This is a genomic window from Bartonella sp. AP1QHHD (assembly GCF_042196265.1).
Lineage (GTDB): Bacteria > Pseudomonadota > Alphaproteobacteria > Rhizobiales > Rhizobiaceae > Bartonella.
The window spans coordinates 1-26,080 of the sequence record NZ_JBHIPW010000007.1; the positions used below are offsets into that span (position 1 = coordinate 1).

The 26,080-nt window shown below is 39.0% G+C and carries 21 protein-coding genes, 1 tRNA gene and 1 pseudogene; 19 read left to right on the plus strand and 4 right to left on the minus strand.

The window, feature by feature from the left end; translation table 11 throughout:
• The 13 genes and pseudogenes from ACFIME_RS01165 to ACFIME_RS01225 all read left to right on the plus strand — a co-directional run.
• A pseudogene (locus ACFIME_RS01165) lies at positions 1–69 on the plus strand (elongation factor Tu); the annotation flags it as partial.
• 47 nt (positions 70–116) lie between these two features.
• Positions 117–192: transfer RNA gene (locus ACFIME_RS01170), tRNA-Trp, on the plus strand.
• Positions 193–391: 199 nt separating this feature from the next.
• On the plus strand, positions 392–604 hold the full coding sequence (gene secE / locus ACFIME_RS01175; RefSeq protein ID WP_273790652.1) for a preprotein translocase subunit SecE: 213 nt from the start codon (positions 392–394) through the stop codon (positions 602–604).
• A 20-nt stretch (positions 605–624) separates the two neighbouring features.
• Positions 625–1,155 carry a transcription termination/antitermination protein NusG gene (nusG, locus tag ACFIME_RS01180; RefSeq protein ID WP_375632755.1) on the plus strand — a complete coding sequence of 177 codons (531 nt, stop codon included), beginning with the start codon at positions 625–627 and terminating at the stop codon, positions 1,153–1,155.
• Between the two features lie 150 nt (positions 1,156–1,305).
• The gene (gene rplK, locus ACFIME_RS01185) at positions 1,306–1,734 is read left to right on the plus strand and encodes a 50S ribosomal protein L11 (protein ID WP_273723157.1); all 429 of its coding nucleotides are present in this window, start codon (positions 1,306–1,308) and stop codon (positions 1,732–1,734) included.
• Between the two features lie 4 nt (positions 1,735–1,738).
• Entirely contained in the window at positions 1,739–2,443 is a 705-nt protein-coding gene (rplA, locus tag ACFIME_RS01190) for a 50S ribosomal protein L1 (protein WP_375613460.1), read from the plus strand.
• Positions 2,444–2,797: 354 nt separating this feature from the next.
• Entirely contained in the window at positions 2,798–3,316 is a 519-nt protein-coding gene (gene rplJ / locus ACFIME_RS01195) for a 50S ribosomal protein L10 (RefSeq protein WP_012755027.1), read from the plus strand.
• A gap of 101 nt (positions 3,317–3,417) precedes the next feature.
• Entirely contained in the window at positions 3,418–3,789 is a 372-nt protein-coding gene (gene rplL / locus ACFIME_RS01200; RefSeq protein ID WP_273790654.1) for a 50S ribosomal protein L7/L12, read from the plus strand.
• Between the two features lie 290 nt (positions 3,790–4,079).
• The gene (gene rpoB / locus ACFIME_RS01205; RefSeq protein WP_375632759.1) at positions 4,080–8,228 is read left to right on the plus strand and encodes a DNA-directed RNA polymerase subunit beta; all 4,149 of its coding nucleotides are present in this window, start codon (positions 4,080–4,082) and stop codon (positions 8,226–8,228) included.
• A 172-nt stretch (positions 8,229–8,400) separates the two neighbouring features.
• A complete protein-coding gene (gene rpoC, locus ACFIME_RS01210; protein ID WP_375632761.1) occupies positions 8,401–12,612 on the plus strand; it encodes a DNA-directed RNA polymerase subunit beta' in 4,212 nt (1,403 codons plus the stop codon).
• Positions 12,613–13,328: 716 nt separating this feature from the next.
• Positions 13,329–13,532 carry a hypothetical protein gene (locus ACFIME_RS01215; RefSeq protein ID WP_375662573.1) on the plus strand — a complete coding sequence of 68 codons (204 nt, stop codon included), beginning with the start codon at positions 13,329–13,331 and terminating at the stop codon, positions 13,530–13,532.
• A 205-nt stretch (positions 13,533–13,737) separates the two neighbouring features.
• Entirely contained in the window at positions 13,738–14,427 is a 690-nt protein-coding gene (locus ACFIME_RS01220) for a nitroreductase (protein WP_375618388.1), read from the plus strand.
• Between the two features lie 340 nt (positions 14,428–14,767).
• Positions 14,768–16,159, plus strand: coding sequence for an L-serine ammonia-lyase (locus ACFIME_RS01225; protein WP_375632764.1), 1,392 nt, complete (start codon positions 14,768–14,770; stop codon positions 16,157–16,159).
• A gap of 407 nt (positions 16,160–16,566) precedes the next feature.
• Here ACFIME_RS01225 and ACFIME_RS01230 read toward each other — a convergent pair whose 3' ends face one another.
• Together ACFIME_RS01230 and ACFIME_RS01235 are read right to left on the minus strand one after the other, a co-directional pair.
• Complete coding sequence (locus ACFIME_RS01230) at positions 16,567–16,845, minus strand: hypothetical protein (protein ID WP_375618379.1); 279 nt, start codon at positions 16,843–16,845, stop codon at positions 16,567–16,569.
• Between the two features lie 32 nt (positions 16,846–16,877).
• Positions 16,878–18,227 (minus strand): D-alanyl-D-alanine carboxypeptidase, encoded by a 1,350-nt coding sequence (locus ACFIME_RS01235; RefSeq protein WP_375632766.1) that lies wholly within the window; start codon positions 18,225–18,227, stop codon positions 16,878–16,880.
• Between the two features lie 235 nt (positions 18,228–18,462).
• Between ACFIME_RS01235 and clpS the strand changes: the two genes are divergently transcribed.
• Both clpS and clpA read left to right on the plus strand, forming a co-directional pair.
• Positions 18,463–18,834, plus strand: coding sequence for an ATP-dependent Clp protease adapter ClpS (clpS, locus tag ACFIME_RS01240; RefSeq protein WP_273790742.1), 372 nt, complete (start codon positions 18,463–18,465; stop codon positions 18,832–18,834).
• 6 nt (positions 18,835–18,840) lie between these two features.
• Complete coding sequence (clpA, locus tag ACFIME_RS01245; RefSeq protein ID WP_375632768.1) at positions 18,841–21,192, plus strand: ATP-dependent Clp protease ATP-binding subunit ClpA; 2,352 nt, start codon at positions 18,841–18,843, stop codon at positions 21,190–21,192.
• Between the two features lie 7 nt (positions 21,193–21,199).
• On the opposite strand, the gene ACFIME_RS01250 is transcribed toward clpA, so the two are convergent.
• Together ACFIME_RS01250 and ACFIME_RS01255 are read right to left on the minus strand one after the other, a co-directional pair.
• A complete protein-coding gene (locus ACFIME_RS01250; protein ID WP_375662575.1) occupies positions 21,200–21,622 on the minus strand; it encodes an HIT family protein in 423 nt (140 codons plus the stop codon).
• A 134-nt stretch (positions 21,623–21,756) separates the two neighbouring features.
• A complete protein-coding gene (locus tag ACFIME_RS01255) occupies positions 21,757–22,218 on the minus strand; it encodes a RidA family protein (RefSeq protein ID WP_208439554.1) in 462 nt (153 codons plus the stop codon).
• Between the two features lie 145 nt (positions 22,219–22,363).
• On the opposite strand from ACFIME_RS01255, the gene ACFIME_RS01260 reads away from it, so the two are divergent.
• The 4 genes from ACFIME_RS01260 to pyrH all read left to right on the plus strand — a co-directional run bounded on the left by ACFIME_RS01260 (position 22,364) and on the right by pyrH (position 26,050).
• Positions 22,364–23,200 (plus strand): cell envelope integrity EipB family protein, encoded by an 837-nt coding sequence (locus ACFIME_RS01260; RefSeq protein ID WP_375662576.1) that lies wholly within the window; start codon positions 22,364–22,366, stop codon positions 23,198–23,200.
• Between the two features lie 167 nt (positions 23,201–23,367).
• A complete protein-coding gene (rpsB, locus tag ACFIME_RS01265) occupies positions 23,368–24,147 on the plus strand; it encodes a 30S ribosomal protein S2 (protein WP_273788135.1) in 780 nt (259 codons plus the stop codon).
• A gap of 102 nt (positions 24,148–24,249) precedes the next feature.
• Positions 24,250–25,173 (plus strand): translation elongation factor Ts, encoded by a 924-nt coding sequence (tsf, locus tag ACFIME_RS01270; RefSeq protein ID WP_375684365.1) that lies wholly within the window; start codon positions 24,250–24,252, stop codon positions 25,171–25,173.
• Positions 25,174–25,330: 157 nt separating this feature from the next.
• The gene (gene pyrH / locus ACFIME_RS01275; protein WP_273790666.1) at positions 25,331–26,050 is read left to right on the plus strand and encodes a UMP kinase; all 720 of its coding nucleotides are present in this window, start codon (positions 25,331–25,333) and stop codon (positions 26,048–26,050) included.
• Positions 26,051–26,080: the final 30 nt, after the last annotated feature.

Consider the following 26,080-nt stretch of genomic DNA (forward strand, 5'->3'; position numbering starts at 1 on the left):
CTGCGTTTTGCTATTCGTGAAGGTGGTCGTACTGTTGGTGCCGGTATCGTCTCTAAGATCATTGAATAAATAATGCTTGTTAAAGGGGTGTTAAAAGTGTTTTAGTTTTGAGAGTTAGGGGTATAGCTCAGTTGGTAGAGCGGCGGTCTCCAAAACCGCAGGTCGCGGGTTCAAGTCCTGCTGCCCCTGCCAAAGGGGGGTTACATATAAGGGAGTGGATTTTGCTGCCTTTTTCGCTTTTTTTGATATGGGGCTTGTTTTTTTGTGTGTGAAACGGTATTGAATAGAAAGTAAGGAAATTGCATAAGTCTGAAAGTTGGCTTTTGCATTTTTTTTCCTGTTTATTTTATTCTATAAAACACAATAGGACTAGAGAGAGTATAGTGTGACGATGGCATCTAAAACCAATCCGATTACCTTTTTGAAGCAGGTTTATGCAGAAACAATTAAAGTGAAATGGCCTACACGTCGTGAGACGGTTATTTCTACTATTATGGTTTTGTTGGTAACTGCATTGGCTTCAGCTTTCTTTTTTATTGTGGATCAGGTTATGCATTTTGGTGTTTGGCGGGTTATTGATCTTCTGAAATATCTTTTTAGTTGAGAATGTAAGGAAGTGTGACTGTGGCAGCTCGTTGGTATATTGTTCAGGCATATTCAAACTTTGAAAAGAAAGTAGCGGAAGCTATTGATAAGGAGGCAAAGCAAAAGGGACTTGATCATCTTTTTGAAAAGATTTTTGTTCCAACAGAGCGTGTTGTAGAGGTTCGTCGTGGACGCAAAGTTGATACTGAGCGAAAATTTTTTCCTGGTTATGTTCTTGTTCGTGCTGAGTTAACAGATGAAGTTTATCATCTTATTAAGAATACGCCTAAAGTGACAGGTTTTTTAGGATCAGATGCGCGTCCTGTTCCCATTTCTGATCGAGAGGTTGAGCAAATTCTCAAACAAGTTCAGGAAAGGGTTGAGTCTCCAAAGTCCTCTGTATTGTTTGAGGTTGGAGAGCAAGTTCGCGTTGCTGATGGTCCTTTTGTTTCATTTAATGGAATTGTTCAAGAGGTTGAAGAAGAGCGCTCTCGTCTTAAGGTTGAAGTGCTTATTTTTGGGCGTCCTACGCCTGTTGATTTGGAATTTAGTCAGGTTGAAAAACTCTGATTAAACTTAGAGTAGTTTTAATTACTTTAAGGAAGGAGTGGGAGGTGATTTATAGCTTTTGTCGGCTTAATGATCCGAACCACGTGACTGCAAGCGGGTAACGGGCAAGATGAATTGTCAGTATACCAGTAAAATTAAAGGCAGATTGTTATGGCAAAAAAAAGTATAGGTCAGCTTAAGTTGCAGGTCCCTGCAGGAGCTGCTACTCCATCTCCACCGATTGGTCCAGCTCTTGGGCAGCGTGGTATTAATATCATGGAATTTTGTAAGGCGTTTAATGCAGCGACACAAGAAATGGAAAAGGGGGCACCGATTCCAGTTGTTATTACGTATTACCAAGATAAATCTTTCACATTTTCTCTCAAGACGCCTCCTGTATCATTCTTTTTAAAGAAGGAAGCAAACCTGAAATCTGGCTCAAAAGAGCCTGGTAAAGTGTCTGTAGGAAGCATTTCTCGCGATAAAATTCGTTCGATTGCGGAATCAAAGATGAAAGATCTTAATGCGAATGACATTGAGGCAGCAATGCGTATGGTTGAAGGTTCTGCTCGCTCGATGGGCTTGGAAGTGGTGGGCTAATATTATGGCAAAAGTAGCAAAAAGAATAAAAAATATCCGAAAAGATATTGATTTTAATGAACTTTACGCTTTAAAAGATGCCGTTTCAATGGTTAAGGAGCGTGCTGTTGCTAAGTTTGATGAAACAATCGAAATTTCAATGAACTTGGGTGTTGATCCTCGTCATGCTGATCAAATGGTTCGAGGCGTTGCTCATTTGCCTAATGGAACAGGGAGAAATATTCGTGTTGCCGTTTTTGCTCGTGGGGATAAGGCTGAGGAAGCTAAGGCGGCAGGAGCTGATATTGTGGGTGCCGAAGATTTATTTGAAAGCGTTAATAGAGGGACTATAGATTTTGATCGTTGTATTGCAACGCCAGACATGATGCCTCTTGTTGGTCGTCTTGGTAAGATTCTTGGTCCACGGAGTTTGATGCCGAATCCGAAAGTTGGTACTGTAACACTTGATGTCGCCGGTGCTGTCAAAGCTTCTAAAGGTGGTGCTGTTGAGTTTCGTGTGGAAAAAGCTGGTATTGTGCATGCTGGTATTGGTAAGGCTTCTTTTGGTGTTGAAAAAATCGTAGAAAATATAAAAGCCTTTGCAAGTGCAGTTATTAAAGCCAAACCGCAAGGTGCAAAAGGTGAGTATATTAAGCGCGTTGCTGTTTCGTCGACTATGGGAATTGGTGTTAAAGTTGATCCAGCAACGGTTCGTTCAGAGCTAGTATAAGCTGATTTATAATTTTGTTTTGGGGTATGGGAATATCAAAATTGTATTTAAAATGCTGATTTTGATCAGCTCGCTATCTAAGCTTTATAGGGCTTAGGTTGTACCGGGAGAAATTCCGGAATATCCTGTCCGAGATTGTAGGTGATGCTTTTAAGTATCTTAATCAAAAAAACCTGCATGAGACTGGGGTAAAAACTGAGAGTTAAAAGACTTAAAGGGTTTGAGCCAAGGTTGCCTTTGAACGCTGTGCGTGAAAAAGGGGACAGGATCCTCATCGGTGACATGAAGTGTTTTATGTTATCAAAGGTAACCAACAGGTTTGTTTTAAGCAAATCTGTTAAATGGAGAGAGACAGTGAATAGAGCGGAAAAACGCGAATTTGTTACATGGCTTAACGAGGCTTTTCGGAAGTCTGGTTCTGTTGTTGTTGCACATTATTCCGGTCTGACAGTTTCACAGATGAATGATTTGCGTTCGAAAATGGGTGAAGCTGGCGGTGCCGTTAAGGTCGCCAAAAACCGTCTTGCTAAAATCGCTCTTCAGGGCACGGAATCTGAATCGATAGTGGGTTTGTTTACTGGACAAACACTTATTGCTTATTCAGAAGATCCAATCACAGCACCGAAAGTTGCTGTTGATTTTGCGAAAAGCAATGACAAATTTGTCATACTTGGCGGTTCAATGGGTGCAACAAGTTTAACTGTAGATGCTGTGAAGTCATTGGCTTCATTGCCTTCATTAAACGAGTTGCGTGCAAAACTTGTGGGTATGATTTCTACCCCTGCGACCCGTATTGCACAGGTTGTTAATGCCCCTGCTGGTCAGGTTGCACGTGTCATTGGAGCATATGCTCAGGAGGATAAGGCGGCTTAAGGCTGTTTGTATTCACGTTTATGGAAGAGCTTTAATGCTTTTCTGTTTTTTTGAATAAGATTTAATAATGGTTAAAATCTTTTAATTGAAGGAATTTAAAAATGGCTGATCTAGAGAAGATCGTAGAAGACCTTTCTAATCTAACCCTTTTGGAAGCCGCTGAGCTTTCTAAGTTACTTGAAGAAAAGTGGGGAGTTTCGGCTGCTGCTCCTGTAGCTGTCGCTGCTGTTGCTGGTGCTGCTGCTCCAGCTGCTGAAGAAAAAACAGAATTTGATGTTATTCTTGTTGAAGGTGGCGCACAAAAAATTAATGTTATTAAGGAAGTTCGTGCTCTTACTGGACTTGGTCTTAAAGAAGCTAAAGATCTGGTTGAAGGTGCACCTAAGCCTATTAAAGAGGCTGCTTCTAAAGAAGAAGCAGAAAAAATTAAATCTCAACTTGAAGCTGCCGGTGCTAAGGTGGAACTTAAGTAAATTTAATTTTATCGGCGGGCATTTATGTTCGCCGATTTTCTTTCTCTTAATACAAAGAGGGAAAATAATGAGTAAAAAACCTTTTCCCAATGGTTTCGTAACAGGAATGGGATAGGTTTGGATTACTTACCCCTTCATCATAGAGTCAAAGAGATAAATGGCTTATGTTGGTGGGGAAAGTTAATGATGCTCATTATTGAGTGTCAAGTGAACTGGTCTGCATATGCAGGTTAATGGTATAAGGCTTTCAAGGTTGGTCTACCTTGAAGAGTAAAGATCAAGGAGCGACGATGGCTCAGACTCACGCAATGATGTCTCAATTCAATGGTCGTAAGCGCGTACGGAAATTTTTTGGTAAGATTCCTGAAGTAGCAGAAATGCCGAATCTTATTGAGGTTCAAAAAGCCTCATACGATCAATTTCTCATGGTTGAGGAACCGAAAGGTGGACGACCAGATGAAGGTTTGCAAGCTGTTTTTAAATCGGTTTTTCCTATTTCAGATTTTTCCGGTACAGCTATGCTTGAGTTTGTAGGTTATGAATTTGATTTACCAAAATTTGATGTTGAAGAGTGCCGTCAACGTGATTTAACTTATGCTGCCCCATTAAAGGTCATATTGCGTTTGATTGTTTTTGATGTTGATGAGGATACTGGCTCCAAAGATATCAAAGACATTAAAGAGCAAGGCGTTTATATGGGCGATATGCCTTTAATGACGACGAATGGTACCTTTATTGTTAATGGTACGGAGCGTGTTATTGTTTCTCAGATGCATCGTTCTCCTGGTGTCTTTTTTGACCATGATAAAGGAAAGTCCCATTCATCAGGAAAGCTTCTTTTTGCTGCTCGTGTTATTCCGTATCGAGGTTCTTGGCTTGATATTGAGTTTGATGCTAAGGACATCATTTATGCGCGTATTGATCGACGGCGCAAGATTCCTGTTACTAGTCTTTTGATGGCATTAGGTATGGATGCGTCGGATATTTTATCGACGTTTTATGATAAAGTGACTTATGAGCGTGATGGAGAAGGATGGCGAGTTCCTTATTCTGTGGATCGCTTTAAAGGAATGAAGCTCATTTCTGACCTTATAGATGCAGATAGTGGTGAAGTCGTTGCGGAGGCTGGTAAAAAATTAACAGTTCGTACTGCGAAGTCTTTGGTAGAAAAAGGACTTAAAGCGGTTAAAGTTAGTGAAGATGATTTATTAGGTTGTTATCTAGCCGAAGATATCGTCAATTACGAAACAGGTGAAATCTACCTTGAAGCTGGTGATGAAATTGACGAAAAAGTATTAAAAATTCTGCTCGATGTTAGTGCTGATCAAGTCAATATTCTTGATATTGATCACATGAATATTGGCGCTTACATCCGCAATACTTTGAAGGTGGATAAAAATGAAAGTCGGCAGGATGCGTTATTTGATATTTACCGGGTGATGCGTCCAGGTGAACCTCCAACAATCGATACAGCAGAAGCAATGTTCCATTCATTGTTTTTTGATCCAGAGCGTTATGATCTTTCAGCTGTCGGGCGTGTTAAGATGAATTTACGTATGGATCTTGATTGTCCAGACACAGTTCGCATTTTACGCCAAGAGGATATTCTTGCTGTTGTTAAGATGTTGGTTGAATTGCGTGATGGACGTGGTGAAATTGATGATATTGATAATCTTGGCAACCGTCGCGTTCGTTCCGTTGGGGAGTTGATGGAAAATCAATATCGCATTGGTCTTCTTCGTATGGAGCGTGCGATAAAAGAGCGTATGTCATCGGTTGAAATTGATACAGTTATGCCACAGGATTTAATCAATGCAAAGCCTGCGGCAGCAGCGGTCCGTGAATTTTTTGGGTCTTCACAATTGTCGCAGTTTATGGATCAAACCAATCCATTGTCAGAAATTACCCATAAGCGCCGTCTTTCTGCTCTTGGTCCAGGTGGTTTGACTCGTGAACGTGCGGGTTTTGAAGTCCGTGACGTACATCCTACGCATTATGGTCGTATTTGTCCGATTGAAACACCAGAAGGCCCCAATATTGGTCTGATTAACTCCTTAGCAACATTTGCGCGAGTTAACAAATATGGCTTTATTGAAAGCCCATATCGAAAAATTATTGATGGGAAAGTCACAAAAGAAGTTATTTATCTTTCAGCGATGGAAGAAGCAAAGCATTATGTCGCTCAGGCTAATTCTTCATTAGATAACGAAGGTCGTTTTATAGAAGAGTTTGTTGTTTGCCGTCATGCTGGTGAAGTTTTAATGGCGCCGCGTGATCATGTTGATTTGATGGATGTTTCACCAAAACAGTTGGTTTCAGTTGCAGCAGCGCTTATTCCTTTTTTGGAAAATGATGATGCGAATCGTGCGCTTATGGGATCGAACATGCAGCGTCAAGCAGTTCCTCTTGTACGCGCTGAAGCGCCATTTGTTGGGACGGGAATGGAATCTATTGTTGCGCGCGATTCAGGAGCTGCTGTAAGTGCAAAACGTAGTGGTGTTGTTGATCAAGTCGATGCTACCCGTATTGTTATCCGTGCAACAGAAGATTTAGATCCTTCAAAATCAGGCGTTGATATTTACCGCTTACAGAAATTTCAGCGTTCTAATCAGTCCACTTGTATTAATCAGCGTCCTCTTGTACATGTCGGTGATAGGGTAGAGAAAGGTGATATCATTGCAGATGGTCCATCCACGGATCTTGGTGATTTGGCTCTTGGGCGGAATGTTCTCGTAGCCTTTATGCCTTGGAATGGATACAATTATGAAGATTCTATTTTGTTATCCGAGCGCATTGTTGCTGATGATGTGTTTACTTCAATTCATATTGAGGAATTTGAAGTTGCGGCACGCGATACAAAACTTGGACCTGAGGAAATTACGCGCGACATTCCTAATGTTGCGGAAGAAGCGTTAAGAAATCTTGATGAAGCTGGCATTATTTATATTGGTGCTGAAGTTCAACCAGGTGATATTTTAGTTGGAAAGATTACCCCGAAAGGTGAAAGTCCCATGACGCCGGAAGAAAAGCTTCTGCGTGCAATTTTTGGGGAAAAGGCATCCGATGTTCGTGATACTTCTATGCGTATGCCTCCTGGGACTTTTGGTACTGTTGTTGAAGTTCGCGTTTTTAATCGCCATGGCGTGGAAAAAGATGAACGTGCGATGGCAATTGAGCGTGAAGAAATTGAGCGTTTAGCAAAAGACCGTGATGATGAACAGTCTATTCTTGATCGCAATGTTTATGCGCGCCTCACCGATATGTTGACAGGTAAAGTTGCTGTAGAAGGTCCGAAAGGCTTTTCGGGCAGCAAAAAGCTTGATAGTACAGTAATGGGGCATTATCCACGATCCCAGTGGTGGCAATTTGCTGTTGAGGATGAAAAGCTTCAAAATGAAATTGAAGCTTTGCGCAAGCAATATGATGAATCAAAAGAAGCATTACAACGTCGCTTTATGGATAAGGTTGAAAAGGTCCAAAGAGGTGATGAAATGCCTCCTGGTGTCATGAAAATGGTGAAGGTTTTTGTGGCTGTGAAGCGCAAAATCCAACCAGGTGACAAGATGGCGGGACGTCACGGGAATAAGGGTGTTGTTTCACGTATTCTTCCCGTAGAAGATATGCCATTTCTTGAAGATGGGACCCATGCTGATATCGTCTTGAATCCGCTTGGTGTGCCTAGTCGTATGAATGTTGGACAAATTCTTGAAACGCATCTTGGTTGGGCATGTGCGGGGATGGGCAAGAAGATTGGTGCTTTGTTAGAGTTATATCAAGAGACTGGGGATATATTGCCGTTGCGTCAGCGTATTGAAAATCTTATGCCTGATGATAATCATAATGAACCAGTTCGTCAGTATGATAATGAAAGCCTTTACAAATTGGCATTGCAGATGAAGAAAGGGGTTTCAATTGCAACGCCTGTTTTTGATGGAGCACATGAGTCTGATATTAACATGATGCTGGAAGACGCAGGCTTAGATAGTTCAGGGCAGGTTACGCTTTATGATGGTCGTACTGGGGAGCCTTTTGATCGTCCAGTAACGGTGGGATATATTTACATGTTGAAATTGCATCACCTTGTTGATGATAAGATTCATGCACGTTCTATTGGTCCCTATTCACTTGTTACGCAGCAGCCATTAGGAGGTAAGGCACAATTTGGTGGTCAGCGTTTTGGTGAAATGGAGGTTTGGGCACTTGAAGCTTATGGTGCTGCATACACTTTGCAGGAGATGCTAACAGTAAAATCAGATGATGTGGCTGGTCGAACAAAAGTCTATGAGGCAATTGTGCGTGGTGATGATACATTTGAGGCAGGTATACCCGAAAGCTTTAATGTGTTGGTAAAAGAAATGCGCTCACTTGCTCTTAATGTGGAGCTTGATGATGCGCGTGAACTTATTGCACAGCGGGCATTGTCTGATACGGCAGAATAATAATTCAAGGAGCGCATTAGAAAAAGGCTGCGCTCTTATTACTTTAAGAGGCTCAATAACCTTATTAAGGCTATACAGGTCATTTTTAAAAGTAAATGTCTTTTAAAGAAGATCTGTTATAAAATAGATGAGATATTACAACAGGTTCTAAGAATCTTTGAAGGAGAACAGCATGAACCACGAGGTCATGAATCTTTTCAATCCTCAAGCGCCAGCGCAGACATTTGACTCTATTCGTATTTCTATTGCGAGTCCTGAGAAAATTTTGTCCTGGTCGTATGGTGAGATTAAGAAGCCTGAGACGATTAATTATCGGACTTTTAAACCAGAGCGTGATGGTCTTTTTTGTGCACGTATATTTGGCCCTATTAAGGACTATGAATGTCTATGTGGCAAATATAAACGCATGAAGTATAAGGGCATTATTTGTGAAAAATGTGGTGTAGAGGTTACTCTTTCCCGCGTACGTCGTGAGCGTATGGGGCATATTGAACTTGCGGCACCCGTTGCGCATATATGGTTTCTTAAATCATTACCAGGTCGTATTTCTACACTTTTAGATTTAACTTTAAAAGATATTGAACGGGTTCTTTATTTTGAGAATTATATTGTAACCGAACCAGGATTGACGTCTCTTAAGCTCCATCAGCTTCTTTCTGAAGAAGAATATATGCTTGCTATTGATGAATTTGGAGAAGATCAGTTTACAGCTATGATTGGCGCTGAAGCTATTTACGAGCTTTTAGCTAGTATGGAGTTAGATAAAATCGCTAATGATTTGCGTCTTGAATTAGCTGAAACAACTTCAGAGTTAAAGCAGAAAAAATTGATTAAACGACTTAAAATCGTTGAAAATTTTCTTGAATCTGGAAATAAGCCAGAGTGGATGATTATGAAAACAATTCCGGTTATTCCACCGGATTTGCGTCCATTGGTTCCGCTTGATGGTGGGCGTTTTGCGACATCAGATCTGAATGATCTTTATCGGCGTGTTATTAATCGTAATAACCGCTTGAAACGGCTGATTGAATTGCGTGCTCCTGGAATTATCGTACGCAATGAAAAGCGTATGGTACAAGAAGCTGTTGATGCATTGTTTGATAATGGACGGCGTGGGCGTGTGATTACTGGAGCCAATAAACGTCCTCTTAAGTCTTTATCAGATATGTTGAAGGGCAAGCAAGGACGTTTTCGTCAGAACTTACTTGGGAAGCGTGTTGATTACTCGGGGCGTTCTGTTATCGTGACGGGTCCTGAATTAAAATTGCATCAATGTGGTCTTCCCAAAAAAATGGCTCTTGAATTATTTAAGCCTTTTATTTATGCGCGGCTTGATGCAAAAGGCTATTCATCAACGGTAAAGCAGGCAAAGAAGCTTGTTGAAAAAGAACATCCAGAAGTTTGGGATATCTTGGATGAGGTTATTCGTGAACACCCTGTTTTACTCAACCGTGCGCCAACATTGCACCGTTTGGGGATTCAGGCTTTTGAACCTATCTTAATTGAAGGCAAAGCTATTCAACTTCATCCACTGGTGTGTACTGCTTTTAATGCAGATTTTGATGGTGATCAGATGGCGGTTCACGTGCCGCTTTCTCTTGAAGCACAGCTTGAAGCCCGTGTTTTGATGATGTCCACCAATAATATTCTTCATCCGGCCAATGGTGCTCCCATTATTGTTCCCTCACAGGATATGGTTCTTGGTCTTTATTATCTTTCAATTGTTTCTGAAAAAGAACCAGGTGAAGGAATGGCCTTTTCTGATATAGGTGAGCTTCATTATGCCTTGGAAAATAAGGTTATAACGCTTCATACGAAGATTAAAGGCCGTGTTAAGAATATGGGGAAGGATGGAAAAGAAGTCTCTAAACTTTATGATACGACACCTGGTCGTTTGATTATCGGTGAGCTTTTGCCAAGAAGTGCGGATATCTCATTTGATATTGTCAATCAAGAGATGACGAAAAAGAACATTTCTAAAATGATTGATCATGTTTATCGGCACTGTGGACAAAAAGAGACGGTTATTTTTTGTGACCGTATTATGCAGCTTGGCTTTTCTTATGCTTGTCGTGCAGGAATTTCATTCGGTAAGGACGATATGGTTATTCCTGATAGTAAGTCGCGTTTAGTCGCAGAAACAGAAGCTTTGGCTAAGGAGTACGAACAGCAATATAATGATGGTTTGATTACACAAGGTGAAAAATACAATAAGGTTGTAGATGCTTGGGGTAAATGTACAGATCGCGTTGCAGATGAAATGATGAAACGTATTCAAGCCGTCGATTTTGATCCTAAAACAGGTCGTCAACGACCGATGAATTCTATCTATATGATGTCGCACTCTGGTGCTCGTGGTTCTGCTAACCAGATGAGACAATTGGCCGGTATGCGTGGATTAATGGCAAAACCATCGGGTGAAATTATTGAAACACCCATTATATCCAATTTTAAAGAAGGTCTAACTGTTAATGAATACTTCAATTCCACGCATGGTGCACGTAAAGGACTTGCTGATACTGCGTTAAAGACGGCAAACTCTGGTTATTTAACACGGCGTCTTGTTGATGTTGCACAGGATGCTATTATTTCAGCAGTTGATTGTGGTACCGCAAAAGGGCTTACCATGCAGCCGATTGTTGATGCAGGACAAATTGTTGCCTCCCTTGGGCAAAGAATTCTTGGTCGTACAGCGCTTGTTGATATTCTACATCCTGTCTCTGGAGAGGTTATCCTTGAAGGTGGAGCAATGATTGAGGAAGCTGATGTCGCGAAGATTGAAGCAGCTGGAATTCAATCTGTTCAAATTCGTTCTGCATTAACATGTGAAACACGTCTTGGTGTTTGTGCAAAATGCTATGGTCGTGATTTGGCGCGTGGAACACCTGTTAATCAGGGAGAAGCCGTTGGTGTTATTGCTGCTCAATCCATTGGTGAGCCGGGAACACAGCTTACTATGCGTACTTTCCACTTAGGAGGAACTGCGCAGGTTGTTGATTCATCGTATTTAGAGGCATCTTATGAAGGTAAGGTGGAGATTCGTAATCGTAATGTGGTTCGTAATTCTGAAGGACATTTGGTTGTTATGGGGCGTAATATGGCTATCCTTATCAAGGATGAGTTAGGAAAAGAGCGCGTTGTACATCGTGTTAGCTATGGTGCTCATATTTTTGTTGATGATGGTGATGTGGTTAAACGTGGCCAACGTATAGCAGAATGGGATCCTTATACACGTCCAATTTTAACGGAAGTTGAAGGCTATGTGGGTTTTGAAGATATGATTGATGGTTTATCTGTCACTGAAACAGCTGATGAATCTACGGGTATTACGAAGCGTTTGGTGATTGATTGGCGCGCTAATCCACGTGGTGCGGATCTTAAACCAGCTATTATTATTCACACGGATAAAGAAGGTGAATCCATTGCTAAATTGTATAAGGGAGGTGAAGCTCGTTATATGATGTCAGTGGAAACTATTCTTTCTGTTGAGCTTGGTGCTCATGTTAAGGCTGGTGATGTTATTGCTCGTTTGCCAATGGAAAGTGCCAAGACGAAAGATATTACGGGTGGTCTTCCTCGTGTGGCTGAGCTTTTTGAAGCGCGTCGTCCAAAGGATCATGCGATTATTGCTGAAGTAAGTGGTACAATTCGATTTGGCCGTGGTTATAAGAATAAACGTCGTATCATTATTGAACCAAATGATGAAACTCTTGAGGCAGTAGAATACTTGATTCCAAAAGGTAAGTTGTTCCACTTCCAAGAAGGCGATCAAATTGAAAAGGGAGATTATATCCTTGATGGTAATCCAGCACCTCATGACATCTTGGCGATTAAGGGGGTTGAAGCTTTGGCATCTTATCTTGTTAATGAGATTCAGGAGGTTTATCGTTTGCAGGGAGTTCTTATTAATGATAAGCACATTGAAGTGATTGTTCGTCAAATGTTGCAAAAAGTTGAAATTACAGAATCTGGAGATTCTGGTTATATTCCAGGTGATAATGTTGATCGTATTGAACTTGATGAAATCAATGATAATTTGATTGCAGAAGGGAAGAAACCTGCATCTGGTAATCCCATTCTTCTTGGAATTACAAAAGCTTCTCTTCAAACGCCTTCTTTCATTTCGGCGGCATCGTTTCAGGAAACAACACGTGTTCTTACTGAAGCAGCAGTTTCTGGTAAAATTGATACTTTGCAAGGACTTAAAGAGAACGTTATTGTCGGTCGTCTTATTCCAGCAGGTACGGGTGGTACAATTTCTCAAATCCGTCGTATTGCTGCAGTTCGTGATGATTTGATTGTAGATGAGCAGCGTAAGTCTAGTAATAACGAAGTGGCTAAGGCTATGTTGACAAATATGACAACCGGGGCCGTTGCTGAATAATTTAAATACAACACCACATAATATAAAAACGTCTGAATAGAAAGTTCAGACGTTTTTTATTTCGAAATGCAGAAGTTGTATATTTTCTTGAAAAATATCAAAAATTATAAGGCGATAGTTATTTTAAACATCTTTAGTAGCTTATTGTTTTGTAATGATGCTTATCTTTCTTGTTGTTTCATTTTAAAGTTTCTTAATTTCTGAAGGCAGTATAGAAAGTTTTTTCCCAAATATGTGAAACTCAAAAATCATATTCAAGGAAAAGAGTTGATTATCTACAAATCAAATAATGATTGATTTTAAACTTTAGGAAAATTTTTAATTGATATCTTCTATAGAGATTTAAAAGGATTTATAATGAAAGATCAATAGTCTTTCTGTAATCTAAAAATAATTGATTCTCTACTATACAATGTTTATGAATGTATTTTCTTCTAAATTAGAATGCAGAAAAGTAGAGATTAAGGTGCTCACTAAGTTTTATAAAAAATAGATATATTTCTTATAACAATGTGATCTATGCAGACAGAATAATAAAATGTACGAATATTATTCAATTGGAAAATTAACACGTGAGTTTTCAATAATAGCTCGAACTTTGCTATGAAGAAGAGGGACTTCTTATCCCTTTTCGGTGTGGAAGTACACGGCTTTATACATAAACGGATCGTCATAAGTTAAAACAAATCCTGTATGCTAACAGAGTAAAATTTTCGTTGTCTGAAATATCTGATATGTTGACAATGGTTGGAAAACCACCTGATGATGAGAAAAAGCTTAAGAAATTAATTGCAGGAATTCATAAAAAACGAACTGATTTAAAGCAAAAGCAGCATGATGTTGATGATCTTCTACAGGATTTAGAACGAATTGAAGAGAGTTTTTTTGAGAGCTTAACGGAGTTGGGGGTTAGTCATTGATTATAAATTTATTTTGTCTTCTTTTAGACAAATTTCTTTCTCTTAAAAGAGATAGATTATATTATCTCTAAGGGGAATATTTACCACTGCGTGAAATGTGTAAGTCATTTAAAGAAATAGAGTGTTTGAAAAAGCTGCAAAGGTATTTTCGCAGTATATTATCCTTGATAAGAAAAAACTATTTTTCATAAAGAAAGTAAAAACAATGACAGTTTCTCCTATGAGTGTTTTTCAATCTATTTTGTCACGAAAGTCAATTCGCGCTTTTACTGATCAGCCAGTTAGTTTGGAAACAATCAAAGAAATCTTAAAACTTGCAGCACGTGCACCATCTGGAACAAATATTCAGCCATGGCAAGTAATTGTGCTTACAGGAAGTGTATTACAGAAAGTAGGGCAAGAGCTTTCACAACTTGTGCTTTCAGGTGTAAAAGGAGAGCGTGAATATAGTTATTATCCACGTCAGTGGCGTGAGCCTTATATTTCAAGGCGTCGAAAAGTTGGTTTGGATCTTTATCAGAGTCTTGGAATTCAAAAAGATGATGAAGAAAAAGTACTTCATCAAAAGGCGCGAAATTTTTTATTTTTTGATGCACCTGTAGGACTCTTATTTACAATGGATCACGACATGGAAATGGGGAGTTGGCTTGATTTGGGTATGTTTATGCAGACCATTATGTTAGCTGCACGTGGATTTGGATTAGATACCTGTCCTCAAGCTGCTTTTGCTGATTATCATAAACAGATTCGTACGCTTTTATCTATTCCTTCTGATCGCCATATTATCTGTGGTATGGCACTTGGTTATCGCGATATGAGTGCTCCAGAAAACAATTTTGAGACAGAACGAGAATCGTTAGAAAAATTTGTACGTTTCATTGAAACATATCCATAAAATATTTTATAAAATTAAGCATACGTTTTGAAGAACTTAGTGCCTTATGAAAAATATTTCCGATAAGATTTCTCATCCTTATTGAATTTTAATATTGCATATTAACACTTATTTTACTACGCTTGAAACATTAGGAGTTGTGACTCTAGGGGCATTGTCCGTTTTAAAGGTTGGCTAATGGAAAACACTATAGAAAGAAAGTGTTGGGTGGTAGCAAGACGAGCGACATTCGTGTTTATTGTTGTCATTTTTTTAGTTTATCTCGCAATTTGATTTTAAACGGAAGAAACGTTATGAAAAAGCATATATGCTCAAGCTGTACTATAGTTTAAGGTGATACGTGTTTCTATCTGTTTTTGAACTTTTTAAAATTGGGATTGGTCCTTCTAGCTCACATACGATGGGACCAATGACAGCTGCTAATATGTTTTTGCAAAAGATAGGAGATTTTTCTCAGTCGTCTGATGTTCAAGTTTCTCGTATACGTGTTTATCTTTATGGTTCTTTAGCTTTCACGGGTATTGGTCATGCAACAGATAGAGCTATCATATTAGGACTTTTAGGAGAAAAAGCTTCTACTGTTGATCCTGATAGCATGGGGTTTCTGTTAGAAAAAGTTATACGTGAAAAAAAAGTGCAACCAGTAGGTCATCCCGCTTATCAGTTTGATGTGCAACGTGATCTTATTTTTGAACGAAAGCAAATCCTCCCTGGACATACAAATGGACTAGCCTTTGAAGGACTTGATACTGATGGGAATGTTCTGTTGCGGCAGATTTATTATTCTATCGGCGGTGGCTTTGTTGTGACTGAGGATGAATTAAGCCATATGAATGATAATATACAACCAGAAGCATTTGAGGTACCATATCCATTCGATTCTGCTTGTACAATGTTATCAATGGCAGAAAAATCAGGACTTTCAATTGCTGAAATGAAGCGCTTAAATGAAGAAACAAAGATAGAGCGTTCTTCTCTTGATGTAGGGCTTGATGAAATTTTTTCAGCGATGACAAATTGCATTGATAGAGGTCTTTCACAAGAAGGTGAGTTGCCTGGTGGATTGCGTGTTCTAAGGCGCGCTAAAAAGCTGCATGAAACGCTTTTGGAAAAACAAAAGAAAAATTACAATTATCCACTTTGGGCAAATGATTGGCTTTCGGTATATGCTATAGCAGTCAATGAGGAAAATGCAGCAGGTGGTCGTGTTGTTACAGCACCAACAAATGGAGCAGCCGGTGTCGTCCCAGCCGTTTTGCGTTATTATCTTCAATTTAATGATGATTCAGATCGAGAGGGAATACATAATTTTCTATTAACGGCAGCAGCTATAGGCGGTGTTATCAAACATAATGCCTCTATTTCTGGTGCAGAAGTTGGGTGTCAAGGTGAAGTTGGAACGGCATCTTCAATGGCCGCAGCAGGGTTGACCGCAGCGTTAGGTGGAACACCAGCTCAAATTGAAAATGCGGCAGAAATTGCGCTTGAACATCACTTGGGAATGACATGTGATCCTGTTGCAGGTCTTGTACAAGTTCCTTGTATTGAGCGTAATGCAATGGGAGCTGTTAAGGCGGTAACGGCTTCTTCTCTTGCATTATATGGTAATGGAGATCATTTTGTTTCTCTTGATGCTTGTATAGAAACAATGCGCCAGACTGGTCATGATATGAGTGAACGCTATAAAGAGACAAGTAAAGGTGGTCTTGCAGTCAATGTGATATCTTGTTAAGAGCTGGAACATTTTTCAATCCATAACTGGACTTTTGGGAGAGAGATCGTATTTTCTGATAAAGCTTATGTTTTTTTCAGCGTTTATGTTGTATGGGGAGCGTTATTAAGAGGGACTTTCTTTATTGAACTTTTACAATAATCCCATCAAATGATAAGCTTTCATCTAATGAAGCTATTCATTTTTTCCAGAAAGATATCAAGGATAATTTTTTATATTAAATCCAAAAGTGGAAAAATATTGGGTATTTTTATGTCCTTAACAATGTTTTTATTGAAAGCTTGGAGATATTGGATAGTTGGAAAAGCTGTCAGAAAAATTCAACAATTTAAGAAAAAAGTATGTTTATCAAAGGGTTTTCTAAGGCTGTAGATAATGGTTAATAATAAAATAATTTTTTAGAGAAATTAAATATTTGTTGCTCCTAAACGGATTTTAATAGGCACATTACCAGTTTGGCTCGCAACGCGTAAATGAATGCGTACAGGAGGCATTATGAGACGACGGTTGCGTATTGTTTGGCAAATGAGAAGGTGAACAAGAGATTGTGTATCTAATGCAGTCGAATTATATTTTAAACCAGTAAGTTTTGCGGCAGCATCGTGAAGAGAACGCAATGAAAGGAGGGATGATTGCTTCAATAAAATTTCTTTTTTATGGAATGAAGCAAAAGCATTATCTGTCATAATACTATCCTTAACGCAGAATTCAAAAATTTTTAGTAGGCTACAGTATAGCAGTTAAAATTTGCTTTCTTTAATGTAGAGCAAGCATCAAATGCAGCTTTTTTTGATTGAAACCCTGTAAAGCGCGCTCGGTAATAACGCCGCCCATTTTTTTCAAACAGTTGCATGTGTGAAGATGCGTGTTTTAAAATAGAAAAAGCTATATTTTTTGCTTTTAAAAGTAGAGTTTTTGCTTGTTCTTCACTAGGAAGAGAACCAATTTGGATAGCCCATCCGGCATTTTCGGACAAAGAGACTGTTACAATTTTATGAGTCTCAGCCGGTATAGTTTTTTGAGGATTCGGTATTGGTATAATTACCTTATTTACAGCCGTTATTGCGATATTGGAGTTTTTAGGTTGTTCTGCAAATGCTGTCAACATAGTCGAAATTTCATCGTCAAAATTACTTGAATCAGCTTTAATGGTCGGTATAGGAGTATTGGCGCCAGTCGGTAAGTGATAGCGTACAGAAGCCATTAAACGTTCACCACTTTTCATTTGGCTTGCTTTGGGCAAATATTGTTTCAATAGGCTAGCCATATGCTCGTCACGCGCAGTAGATGATTTACCTCCCATAACAACAGCGACAACAGAGCGCCCCTCAAGACGCATCGAAGTTGCTAAATTAGAACCTGACATTTGTGTGTAGCCTGTTTTAATTCCATCGACACCTTTCATTATTTTAACAAGTTTATTGTGGCTGTTAATTTTATGTCCACGGAAATTAAAACTTTTTGTTTTGAACAATTTATATTGTTTGGGAAAATGTTTACGTAAAGCTAATGACAAAGTCGCTATATCTCGTGCTGTAGAATAATTGTGCACATCCGGAAGTCCTGAAGCATTTGCAAAATGTGTATGTTTCATGCCAAGTTTACGAGCTTTTATTGTCATCATTTGAGCGAATTTTTTTTCACTACCTCCAAGATATTCTGCAATGGCAGCAGCAACATCATTTGCGGATCTTGTAATGAGTGCTTTAGCTGCTGATTCTGCAGAAATTGTTTGGCCTGCTTTAAATCCAATTTTTGTTGGTGGACGCATTGCTGCATAATGAGAAACAGGAATTGGTGTATTTGGTGTCACACGACGCATCTGCATAGCTTCAAAGAGTAAGTACAATGTCATCATTTTTGTTAAAGAAGCAGGATAACGTTTCAGTGTTGCATTGGCTTGAAATAGAGTTTTTCCCGTAGTAGCATCTATAACAATAGCCGCATACTTATCAGGATATGCGCCTTGAGGTGTGGCTGATGCCCAACAGTAAGAAAAAGCTAACATAACAAAAGAAATTGCTATTGTTTTACAGTAGCGCATAATTTTTTGATAATTAATATACACTTGCAGTATCCTATTTCTCCATTTATCCTGAAAAACTTCTATAAAGCTTCCTTTTCTGTAATTTGTTGATGCAGTTTAGGCGAATGGTATTACTAATTTGTTTACAGAAGTTATTTTATGAGTGAGTGATTGAAGTCTAACCATAGAGGGAGATTTTTTTCTAATACAAACAGGTATTGCAATAGTTATGAAAGAATTTAAAATTAATAAAAAATGTGTTGCATGGAAAACGATAATGGGACAGACGCTCATAATAAACTCTATAGCTCATATTATGCATAATGAAAAGGGCAAGAATTGGGATGAAGGTAGGCATGGTGCGGTTATAATGCCTAAGGCTAGAGAAAAACTCGAAAAACCTAAATTATGTCGAGTTTTTTTGCTTAATGATGATTACACACCTATGGATTTTGTTGTTTTCGTTTTGAAGAACTTTTTTAAAAAAAGTTTCGAAGAGGCAACGCGGATAATGTTAAATGTTCATCACAATGGGATAGGAGAATGTGGGACTTATACTTATGAAGTCGCTGAAATGAAAATATTACAAGTGAGGGAATGTGCGCGTCAAAATGAACATCCGTTACAATGTGTAATGGAATGGAAGTGAGGAGCTATGCCATCTTTTACACCTAGTCTTGAAGAGGTTTTGCATCGTGCATTAACAATTGCTACTCAAGCACGGCATGAATATGCAACACTAGAGCATCTTCTACTTGCGCTGTTAGATGATGCCGATGCAAATTCCGTTATTCAGGCTTGCCAAGTAGATGTGGAGGAATTGCGAGAGCGCTTAACCAATTATCTTCGCTCAGAGTTAGATGAACAGATTAGAGCTGATGAGGATACAAAGCCTACAGCTTTTTTCCAGCGTGTTATCCAACGTGCGGTGATTCATGCACAATCAGCTGGAAAAGATGAAGTATCGGGGGCAAATGTTCTTGTTGCAATTTTTTCTGAACGTGAAAGCCATGCAGCATATTTTCTTCAAGAGATGGGAATGACACGCTATGATGCTGTACGTTTTATTTCACAGGGTGTCACGCGTGATGATGGGTTATCCATGTTACTTGAAGGACTTGAAGAGCAATTAGATCAGCAGATTTCGGATAATGGTGAAAGAGGAACAAGTGCTTTAACGAATTATTGTGTTGATCTCAATTGTAAAGCACGTAATGGAAAAATTGATTTATTAATTGGCCGTGAAATAGAAATTTCACGCATGATTCAGATTTTATGTCGAAGGTCAAAAAACAATCCGCTTTTGGTTGGTGATCCTGGAGTAGGGAAAACAGCTATAATTGAGGGATTGGCAAAGCGCATTGTTGATGGGCAAGTGCCTGAAGTTTTATCAAATGCAACAATATTTTCTCTTGATATGGGGGGACTTGTTGCAGGTACACGTTATCGCGGTGATTTTGAAGAACGCTTAAAGCAAGTTATTAAAGAGTTTGAGCTGTATCCAGATGCTATTTTATTTATTGATGAAATCCATACCTTAATTGGAGCAGGAGCAACATTAGGGGGAAATATGGATGCAGCAAATCTTTTGAAACCTGTGTTATCTTCTGGAACTATGCGATGTATTGGTTCGACGACTTACAGAGAATATCGCAAATTCTTTGAACAAGATCGTGCTTTAGAGCGTCGTTTTCAGAAGATTGATATTAATGAACCTTCTGTTACAGATGCGATTAAAATTTTGCAGGGGATGAAGCCTTACTTTGAAGATTTTCATCAGATTAAATATACAGATCAGGCGATGAAGGCATCTGTAGAATTATCTTCACGTTATATAATTGACCGTAGGTTACCTGACAAAGCAATTGATATTATTGATGAAAGTGGCGCAGCGCAAAAGCTTTTGCCACAAAAACAACGCAAGAAGAGTATAGGTGTTAAAGAAATTGAAGCGACTGTTGCTACAATTGCAAGAATTCCACCAAAAACAGTTTCCCGGAATGATCAGAAGATACTGAGTAAGCTTGAAAGAGAACTCAAACATGTTGTTTATGGTCAAGATCAGGCAATTTCCGTCTTAGTTTCATCCATAAAATTGGCGCGAGCAGGTTTACGCGAACCGGATAAACCAATAGGAAGTTATTTATTTTCAGGACCAACAGGTGTAGGAAAAACTGAAGTTGCAAAACAGCTTGCATCATCTTTAGGCATTGAATTATTGCGTTTTGATATGTCAGAATATATGGAACGGCATACGATAGCACGTTTAATCGGAGCACCTCCAGGTTATATAGGGTTTGATCAAGGAGGTCTCCTTACAGATGCCGTTGATCAGAAACCTCACGCAGTTCTATTGCTAGATGAGATTGAGAAAGCGCACCCAGAGTTATTTAATATTTTATTGCAGGTAATGGATTATGGTAGATTAACAGACCATAATGGTAAGAAAATTGATTTCCGCAATGTTATTTTGATTATGACAACCAATGCTGGTGCTTCAGATATGGCAAAATCAGCTATTGGATTTGGGAAAGTACATCGTGATGGTGAGGATATAGAAGCAATCAATCGGTTATTTACACCAGAATTTCGTAATCGGTTAGATGCAATTATTCCGTTTGCACCTTTATCTCATTTAATCATCAATCAGATAGTGCAAAAATTTATTTTTCAGCTTGAAGCACAATTAGCTGATCGGGGAATTTGTTTTGAATTAAGCCCTTCTGCAACTTTATGGCTTTCTAATAAAGGATATGATTCTCAGATGGGAGCACGCCCATTAGGGCGTGTTATACAAGAATATATTAAAAAGCCATTAGCTGATGAAATTTTATTTGGAAAGTTACGCAATGGCGGTACCGTTCGCGTATTGACACAAAAATCAAATGGTAAAAAAGAAAGCTTACAGTTAGAAATTTCATCTTCCGATATATCTGTAAGTTCAAAGAAAAGTAAAATGGAAAACTTTACAAAAAAAACGTGTAGAAAAAAAAGCACAACAACTTAAGAGTGTGTTATAAAGCTGCACGGATTTTTTTTGCATTCTCTTCAAGTATTTCTGGAGGCGTTACCATATCATTATGAGGGGTAAGCTCTATTCCCTCCATACGTGGTATAATATGGAAATGGAGGTGATAAACGGTTTGTTGACTAGCTGCTTCATTAAATTGCATGACAGTTATGCCATCTGCTTGAAAGGCTTTTTTGACGGCATTTGCAATTTTTTGAACAGCTTTAATAACAGGAAATAATGTTTCAGTATCTGCATCAAGTAAGTTTCTAGAGCCTTTTTTAGGAATGACCAGCGTATGACCTGGTGCCTGTGGCATGATATCCATAAATCCAATAACATCATCATCTTCGTATACACGAACAGAAGGGATTTCATTGCGAATCAATTTAGCAAAAATATTGTTGTTATCATAAGCTTGTTTCATACAAATATTTCCTTTTATTGTAAGTTTAAGATTTTAATTAAAAACGAAAAAATACAAAGTTTATCAGAGTGTAAGACAAAGAAGTATTTTGACTTTAGTTATATTTAGGATGGTGCACTGTCTTATATAAAGGCTTAGATTTCTATGATGGCTTCAACTTCTACAGGAACATCCATAGGAAGAGAGGCAACACCAATAGCAGAACGGGCGTGTTTTCCAATTTCACCAAGAATATTGACGAATAAATTAGAAGCTCCATTGGCAACAAAAGGAATATCGGTAAAATGAGAATCTACAGCCACAAAAACAGTAATTTTTACCACACGTTTTATTTTATTTAAGTCACCTAGAGTTGCTTGGAGTTGAGCGAGAATATTGAGAGCGCAAGCTTCGGATGCTTTTTGGGCTTGTTCGGTATTCACAGTTGCACCAACTTTACCGATGGCTATTGGTTTTCCATTAATAAGAGGGAGTTGTCCAGAAATAAAGAGTTGATTGCCACTTTGTGAAGTGGTGATGTAATTGGCAAGGGGGGAGATTACTTCAGGAAGAGTGATTCCGAATTTCTCTAAGTTTTTTTCAATCATATTAGTCATAATTTAAACTCCATAGCTGCTCTATAATACATTCATTGTATAATCTATTTTTTGATTTAAGGAAATGTGTGGTTAATTGAGAAATTAGCCTTTTTTGCCTTATTGTATGATGTTATGCAACGGGGATAAAGTTTGGAATTTGGGAATGATTAGATCATTATTTATAATAATTTTATATATTGTTTTTTTATGTACAGCGAGAGCTGAAGAGCCTATTTTTATTGTGCCTCATCGAGCAATTTATGATTTTCATCTCGATAGCGTTTCTCATGACATGACAATTTCTGCGATGTCAGGGCGAATGGTTTACGAGCTTGCTGGTTCGGCATGCCAAGGCTATAGCACACGTTTTCGTTTCATTAGCCGTGTTTACATTGAAGATATGCCAGTACGTTTGACGGATCAACAGACGACGAGTTATGAAACAGGAGACAGCCGTACATTTCGTTTTAATATTACAGATCAAGAGGGAGAAGAGGTTGTGCATCGTGCCGAGGGAGTTGCGGAGCGTACGCAAGATGGTATTACAGTTACCTTAAAAAAGCCAAAGGAAAAAGAGTATAAGCTTGCAATGGCTGAATTTCCAATGATGCAACTAAAAAATATTATCCGCCATGCAAAAGCAGGAGATCATTTTTACAATGTTACTGTATTTGATGGGACAAATAAAGCAGATAAAGTTATAAAAGAAAGTATCGTCATAGGGGAAAAGAAGACGCTTTTATCTGATAGCGAAACGGAAAAAGTAAGAAAATTGGATGAAGAAGAATATTGGCCTGTTACAATTTCTTATTTTGATGATGGAGAAAATAAAGATGGTTTGCCGGTTTATCGTAGCAGTTTTCTCTTACATGAGAATGGTGTCATGCGTGATCTTCATATAGATTATGGAACTTTTTCAGTGCGTGCAAAATTGAACAGTCTCGAATTCTTGGAACTTGGAAAAGATCTTAATCAATGTGAAAATGCAAATATTAAATGATTAAAGAAAATAACTTGAAAAAGAATCAAATATTAGTATGTTTGCGCTATTCCACACGCGGAGTCTGGGTGTTTGCAAATGATCTGTGAGAAACTTCTAGCAAGCATCCGCCGGTAGCAGGTCTTCCTGCTTTTTCCGCGGAGGTTGAACCGGAAAGGATAAGATTTATGGCACTACCCGATTTTACTATGCACCAGCTTTTAGAAGCAGGTGTGCATTTTGGTCACCAGACTCATCGTTGGAATCCCAAAATGACTCCCTATATTTATGGTCAGCGTAATAATATCCATATTATTGACCTTGCTCAGACCGTTCCGCTTTTACATCAAGCGCTTAAACTTGTTTCAGATACTGTTGCGCGTGGTGGTCGTATTCTATTTGTTGGTACGAAACGGCAAGCATCTGACATTATCGCTGATGCGGCGAATCGTTCTGCCCAGTATTACGTTAATGCACGCTGGCTTGGCGGCATGCTCACAAACTGGAAAACGATTTCCAATTCGATACATCGTTTGCGAAAGCTTGATAAAATTCTTGCTGCTGAAGCGCAAGGCTTTACTAAAAAGGAACGTTTAAATCTTGAACGTGATCGTGAAAAGCTTAATCGTGCGCTTGGTGGTATTAAAGATATGGGTTCTGTTCCAGATCTTATCTTTGTTATCGATACGAATAAAGAAAATATTGCACTCCAAGAAGCAAAACGTTTAGGTATTCCAGTGATTGCTATTATTGATACCAATTGTGATCCCGATGACGTAACACATCCAATACCAGGTAATGACGATGCTTCACGTGCAATTTCTCTTTATTGCGATCTTTTTGCCCGTGCTGCTCTTGATGGTATTGCACGCCAGCAAGGAGCAATGGGTATCGATTTAGGAGCTCAAGTTGATGCACCTGTGGAGCCTATTTTGGAAGAAAATGCAGTTTCAGAAGTTTCTGAATAATATAAAATGCCTAATTAAGGTACTTTTATTGTCTAAAGAAGAAGTTATAGGCGTGCAGAGGGATTTTGCACGCTTTCACTGTTACAAAATAAAGAGGCAAATATGAGCATTACTGCTGCACAAGTAAAAGAACTTCGAGAACTATCTGGCGCTGGTATGATGGACTGTAAAGCCGCCATAGCAGAGACCAATGGTGATATGGAAGCTGCTGTTGATTGGCTTCGTAAAAAAGGAATAGCTAAAGCAGATAAAAAGGCTGGTCGTACAGCAGCTGAGGGATTAATCGGAGTCGTATCAAAAGATTCACATGCAGTTTTGGTTGAGATTAATTCTGAAACAGATTTTGTTGCACGCAATGATGGATTCCAAGACATCGTGCGTAAAGTAGCAACTGCTGCCTTAGATACGTCAGGGGATGTTGAATCTGTTTCTGTTTCTCTTTATCCAGGTTCTGAGAAGACTGTAGAGCTTACAATTAAAGATGCAATTGGTACAATTGGCGAAAATATAACATTTCGTCGTTCCGCTAAATTGTCCGTTGAGAATGGTGTTGTTGCGACTTATATACACAATAGTGTGGCTGATGGGCTTGGAAAACTTGGTGTTTTGGTTGCGATTGAAACAACAGGAAATAAAGAGGCTGCTCTTGCTTTTGGTCGGCAGGTCGCGATGCATATTGCGGCAACCAATCCATTAGCACTTACAGCACAAGATGTTGATGCTTCTGCTGTTGAACGTGAAAAAGCAATTTTTTCAGATCAAGCACGTCAGTCTGGAAAACCTGAAAATATCATTGAAAAAATGGTAGAAGGGCGTATGCGTAAGTTTTTTGAAGAGGTTGTTTTGCTTTCTCAAGCTTTTGTTATGAATCCTGATATAACTGTTGAGGCTGCTTTAAAGGATGCTGAGAAATCAATAGGTGCTCCAGCAAAAATTACAGGCTTTATTCGTTTTGCATTAGGTGAAGGTGTGGAAAAAGAGGAGTCTGATTTTGCAGCAGAGGTTGCTGCTGCTGTAAAAGGCTAGTTATTGCAAACTCTTGATCAGAGATTTAAAGTCATATCATTGGTTGTAGAATCTCTGAGGGGAAAAATGTAATTGTTGAGAGGGCGTCACGTGAAAAAAGTGGTGCCCTTCGTGATGTCAAAAGCAAAAAGTAAATGGGCTTTTGGGGAGATTATTAATGGCATTAGCACTTCCGTATAAACGTATTCTTTTAAAGGCTTCTGGTGAAGCTCTTATGGGAGGGCAGAATTTTGGCATTGATGTTTCTGTTGTAGACCGTATTGCCGCTGATATTGCAGAAGTGCGCACAATGGGGATAGAAGTTGCGGTTGTTATCGGTGGGGGAAATATTTTTCGTGGCGTTGCTGTTGCTTCGCATGGTGGGGACCGAGTGACAGGTGATCATATGGGAATGCTTGCAACTGCTATTAACTCTTTAGCATTGCGAACATCTTTGACAAAATTAGGGGTTGAAACTGTTGTACTCTCTGCGATTGCTATGCCACAAATTTGTGAAAGTTTCTCGCAACGTAAAGCAATAGCTTATATGAATCAGGGAAAAGTTGTTATTTTTGCAGGTGGTACAGGAAATCCATTTTTTACCACTGATTCTGCTGCTACTTTACGTGCAGCAGAAATTGGTGCGGATGTCCTTCTTAAAGGAACACAAGTTGATGGTATTTATTCAGCAGATCCAAAAATAGACCCTACGGCTAAGCGTTTTGACCAATTAACACATGTTGAAGTTTTGCAATGGGGATTATCTGTTATGGATTCAACGGCGGTCACTTTAGCACGTGAGAACAATGTACCGATTATTGTGTACTCCATTCATGAAAAAGGCGGTTTGGCTAAGGTCTTGAATGGAACAGGACGCTTTACAATAGTATCGGAATAAGGGTAAGCTTCAAAGGACAATTGAAGGAGA

What these genes read in the sequence shown, in the direction of transcription:
- ACFIME_RS01255 (WP_208439554.1), bottom strand. Translation starts at nt 22,218, where the DNA reads ATGACTAATATGATTGAAAAAAACTTAGAGAAATTCGGAATCACTCTT.
- pyrH (WP_273790666.1), top strand. Translation starts at nt 25,331, where the DNA reads ATGGCATTAGCACTTCCGTATAAACGTATTCTTTTAAAGGCTTCTGGT.
- rpoC (WP_375632761.1), top strand. Translation starts at nt 8,401, where the DNA reads ATGAACCACGAGGTCATGAATCTTTTCAATCCTCAAGCGCCAGCGCAG.
- clpA (WP_375632768.1), top strand. Translation starts at nt 18,841, where the DNA reads ATGCCATCTTTTACACCTAGTCTTGAAGAGGTTTTGCATCGTGCATTA.
- rplK (WP_273723157.1), top strand. Translation starts at nt 1,306, where the DNA reads ATGGCAAAAAAAAGTATAGGTCAGCTTAAGTTGCAGGTCCCTGCAGGA.
- rpsB (WP_273788135.1), top strand. Translation starts at nt 23,368, where the DNA reads ATGGCACTACCCGATTTTACTATGCACCAGCTTTTAGAAGCAGGTGTG.
- ACFIME_RS01260 (WP_375662576.1), top strand. Translation starts at nt 22,364, where the DNA reads ATGATTAGATCATTATTTATAATAATTTTATATATTGTTTTTTTATGT.
- secE (WP_273790652.1), top strand. Translation starts at nt 392, where the DNA reads ATGGCATCTAAAACCAATCCGATTACCTTTTTGAAGCAGGTTTATGCA.
- rpoB (WP_375632759.1), top strand. Translation starts at nt 4,080, where the DNA reads ATGGCTCAGACTCACGCAATGATGTCTCAATTCAATGGTCGTAAGCGC.
- ACFIME_RS01220 (WP_375618388.1), top strand. Translation starts at nt 13,738, where the DNA reads ATGACAGTTTCTCCTATGAGTGTTTTTCAATCTATTTTGTCACGAAAG.
- rplA (WP_375613460.1), top strand. Translation starts at nt 1,739, where the DNA reads ATGGCAAAAGTAGCAAAAAGAATAAAAAATATCCGAAAAGATATTGAT.
- clpS (WP_273790742.1), top strand. Translation starts at nt 18,463, where the DNA reads ATGGGACAGACGCTCATAATAAACTCTATAGCTCATATTATGCATAAT.
- tsf (WP_375684365.1), top strand. Translation starts at nt 24,250, where the DNA reads ATGAGCATTACTGCTGCACAAGTAAAAGAACTTCGAGAACTATCTGGC.
- rplL (WP_273790654.1), top strand. Translation starts at nt 3,418, where the DNA reads ATGGCTGATCTAGAGAAGATCGTAGAAGACCTTTCTAATCTAACCCTT.
- ACFIME_RS01250 (WP_375662575.1), bottom strand. Translation starts at nt 21,622, where the DNA reads ATGAAACAAGCTTATGATAACAACAATATTTTTGCTAAATTGATTCGC.
- ACFIME_RS01230 (WP_375618379.1), bottom strand. Translation starts at nt 16,845, where the DNA reads ATGACAGATAATGCTTTTGCTTCATTCCATAAAAAAGAAATTTTATTG.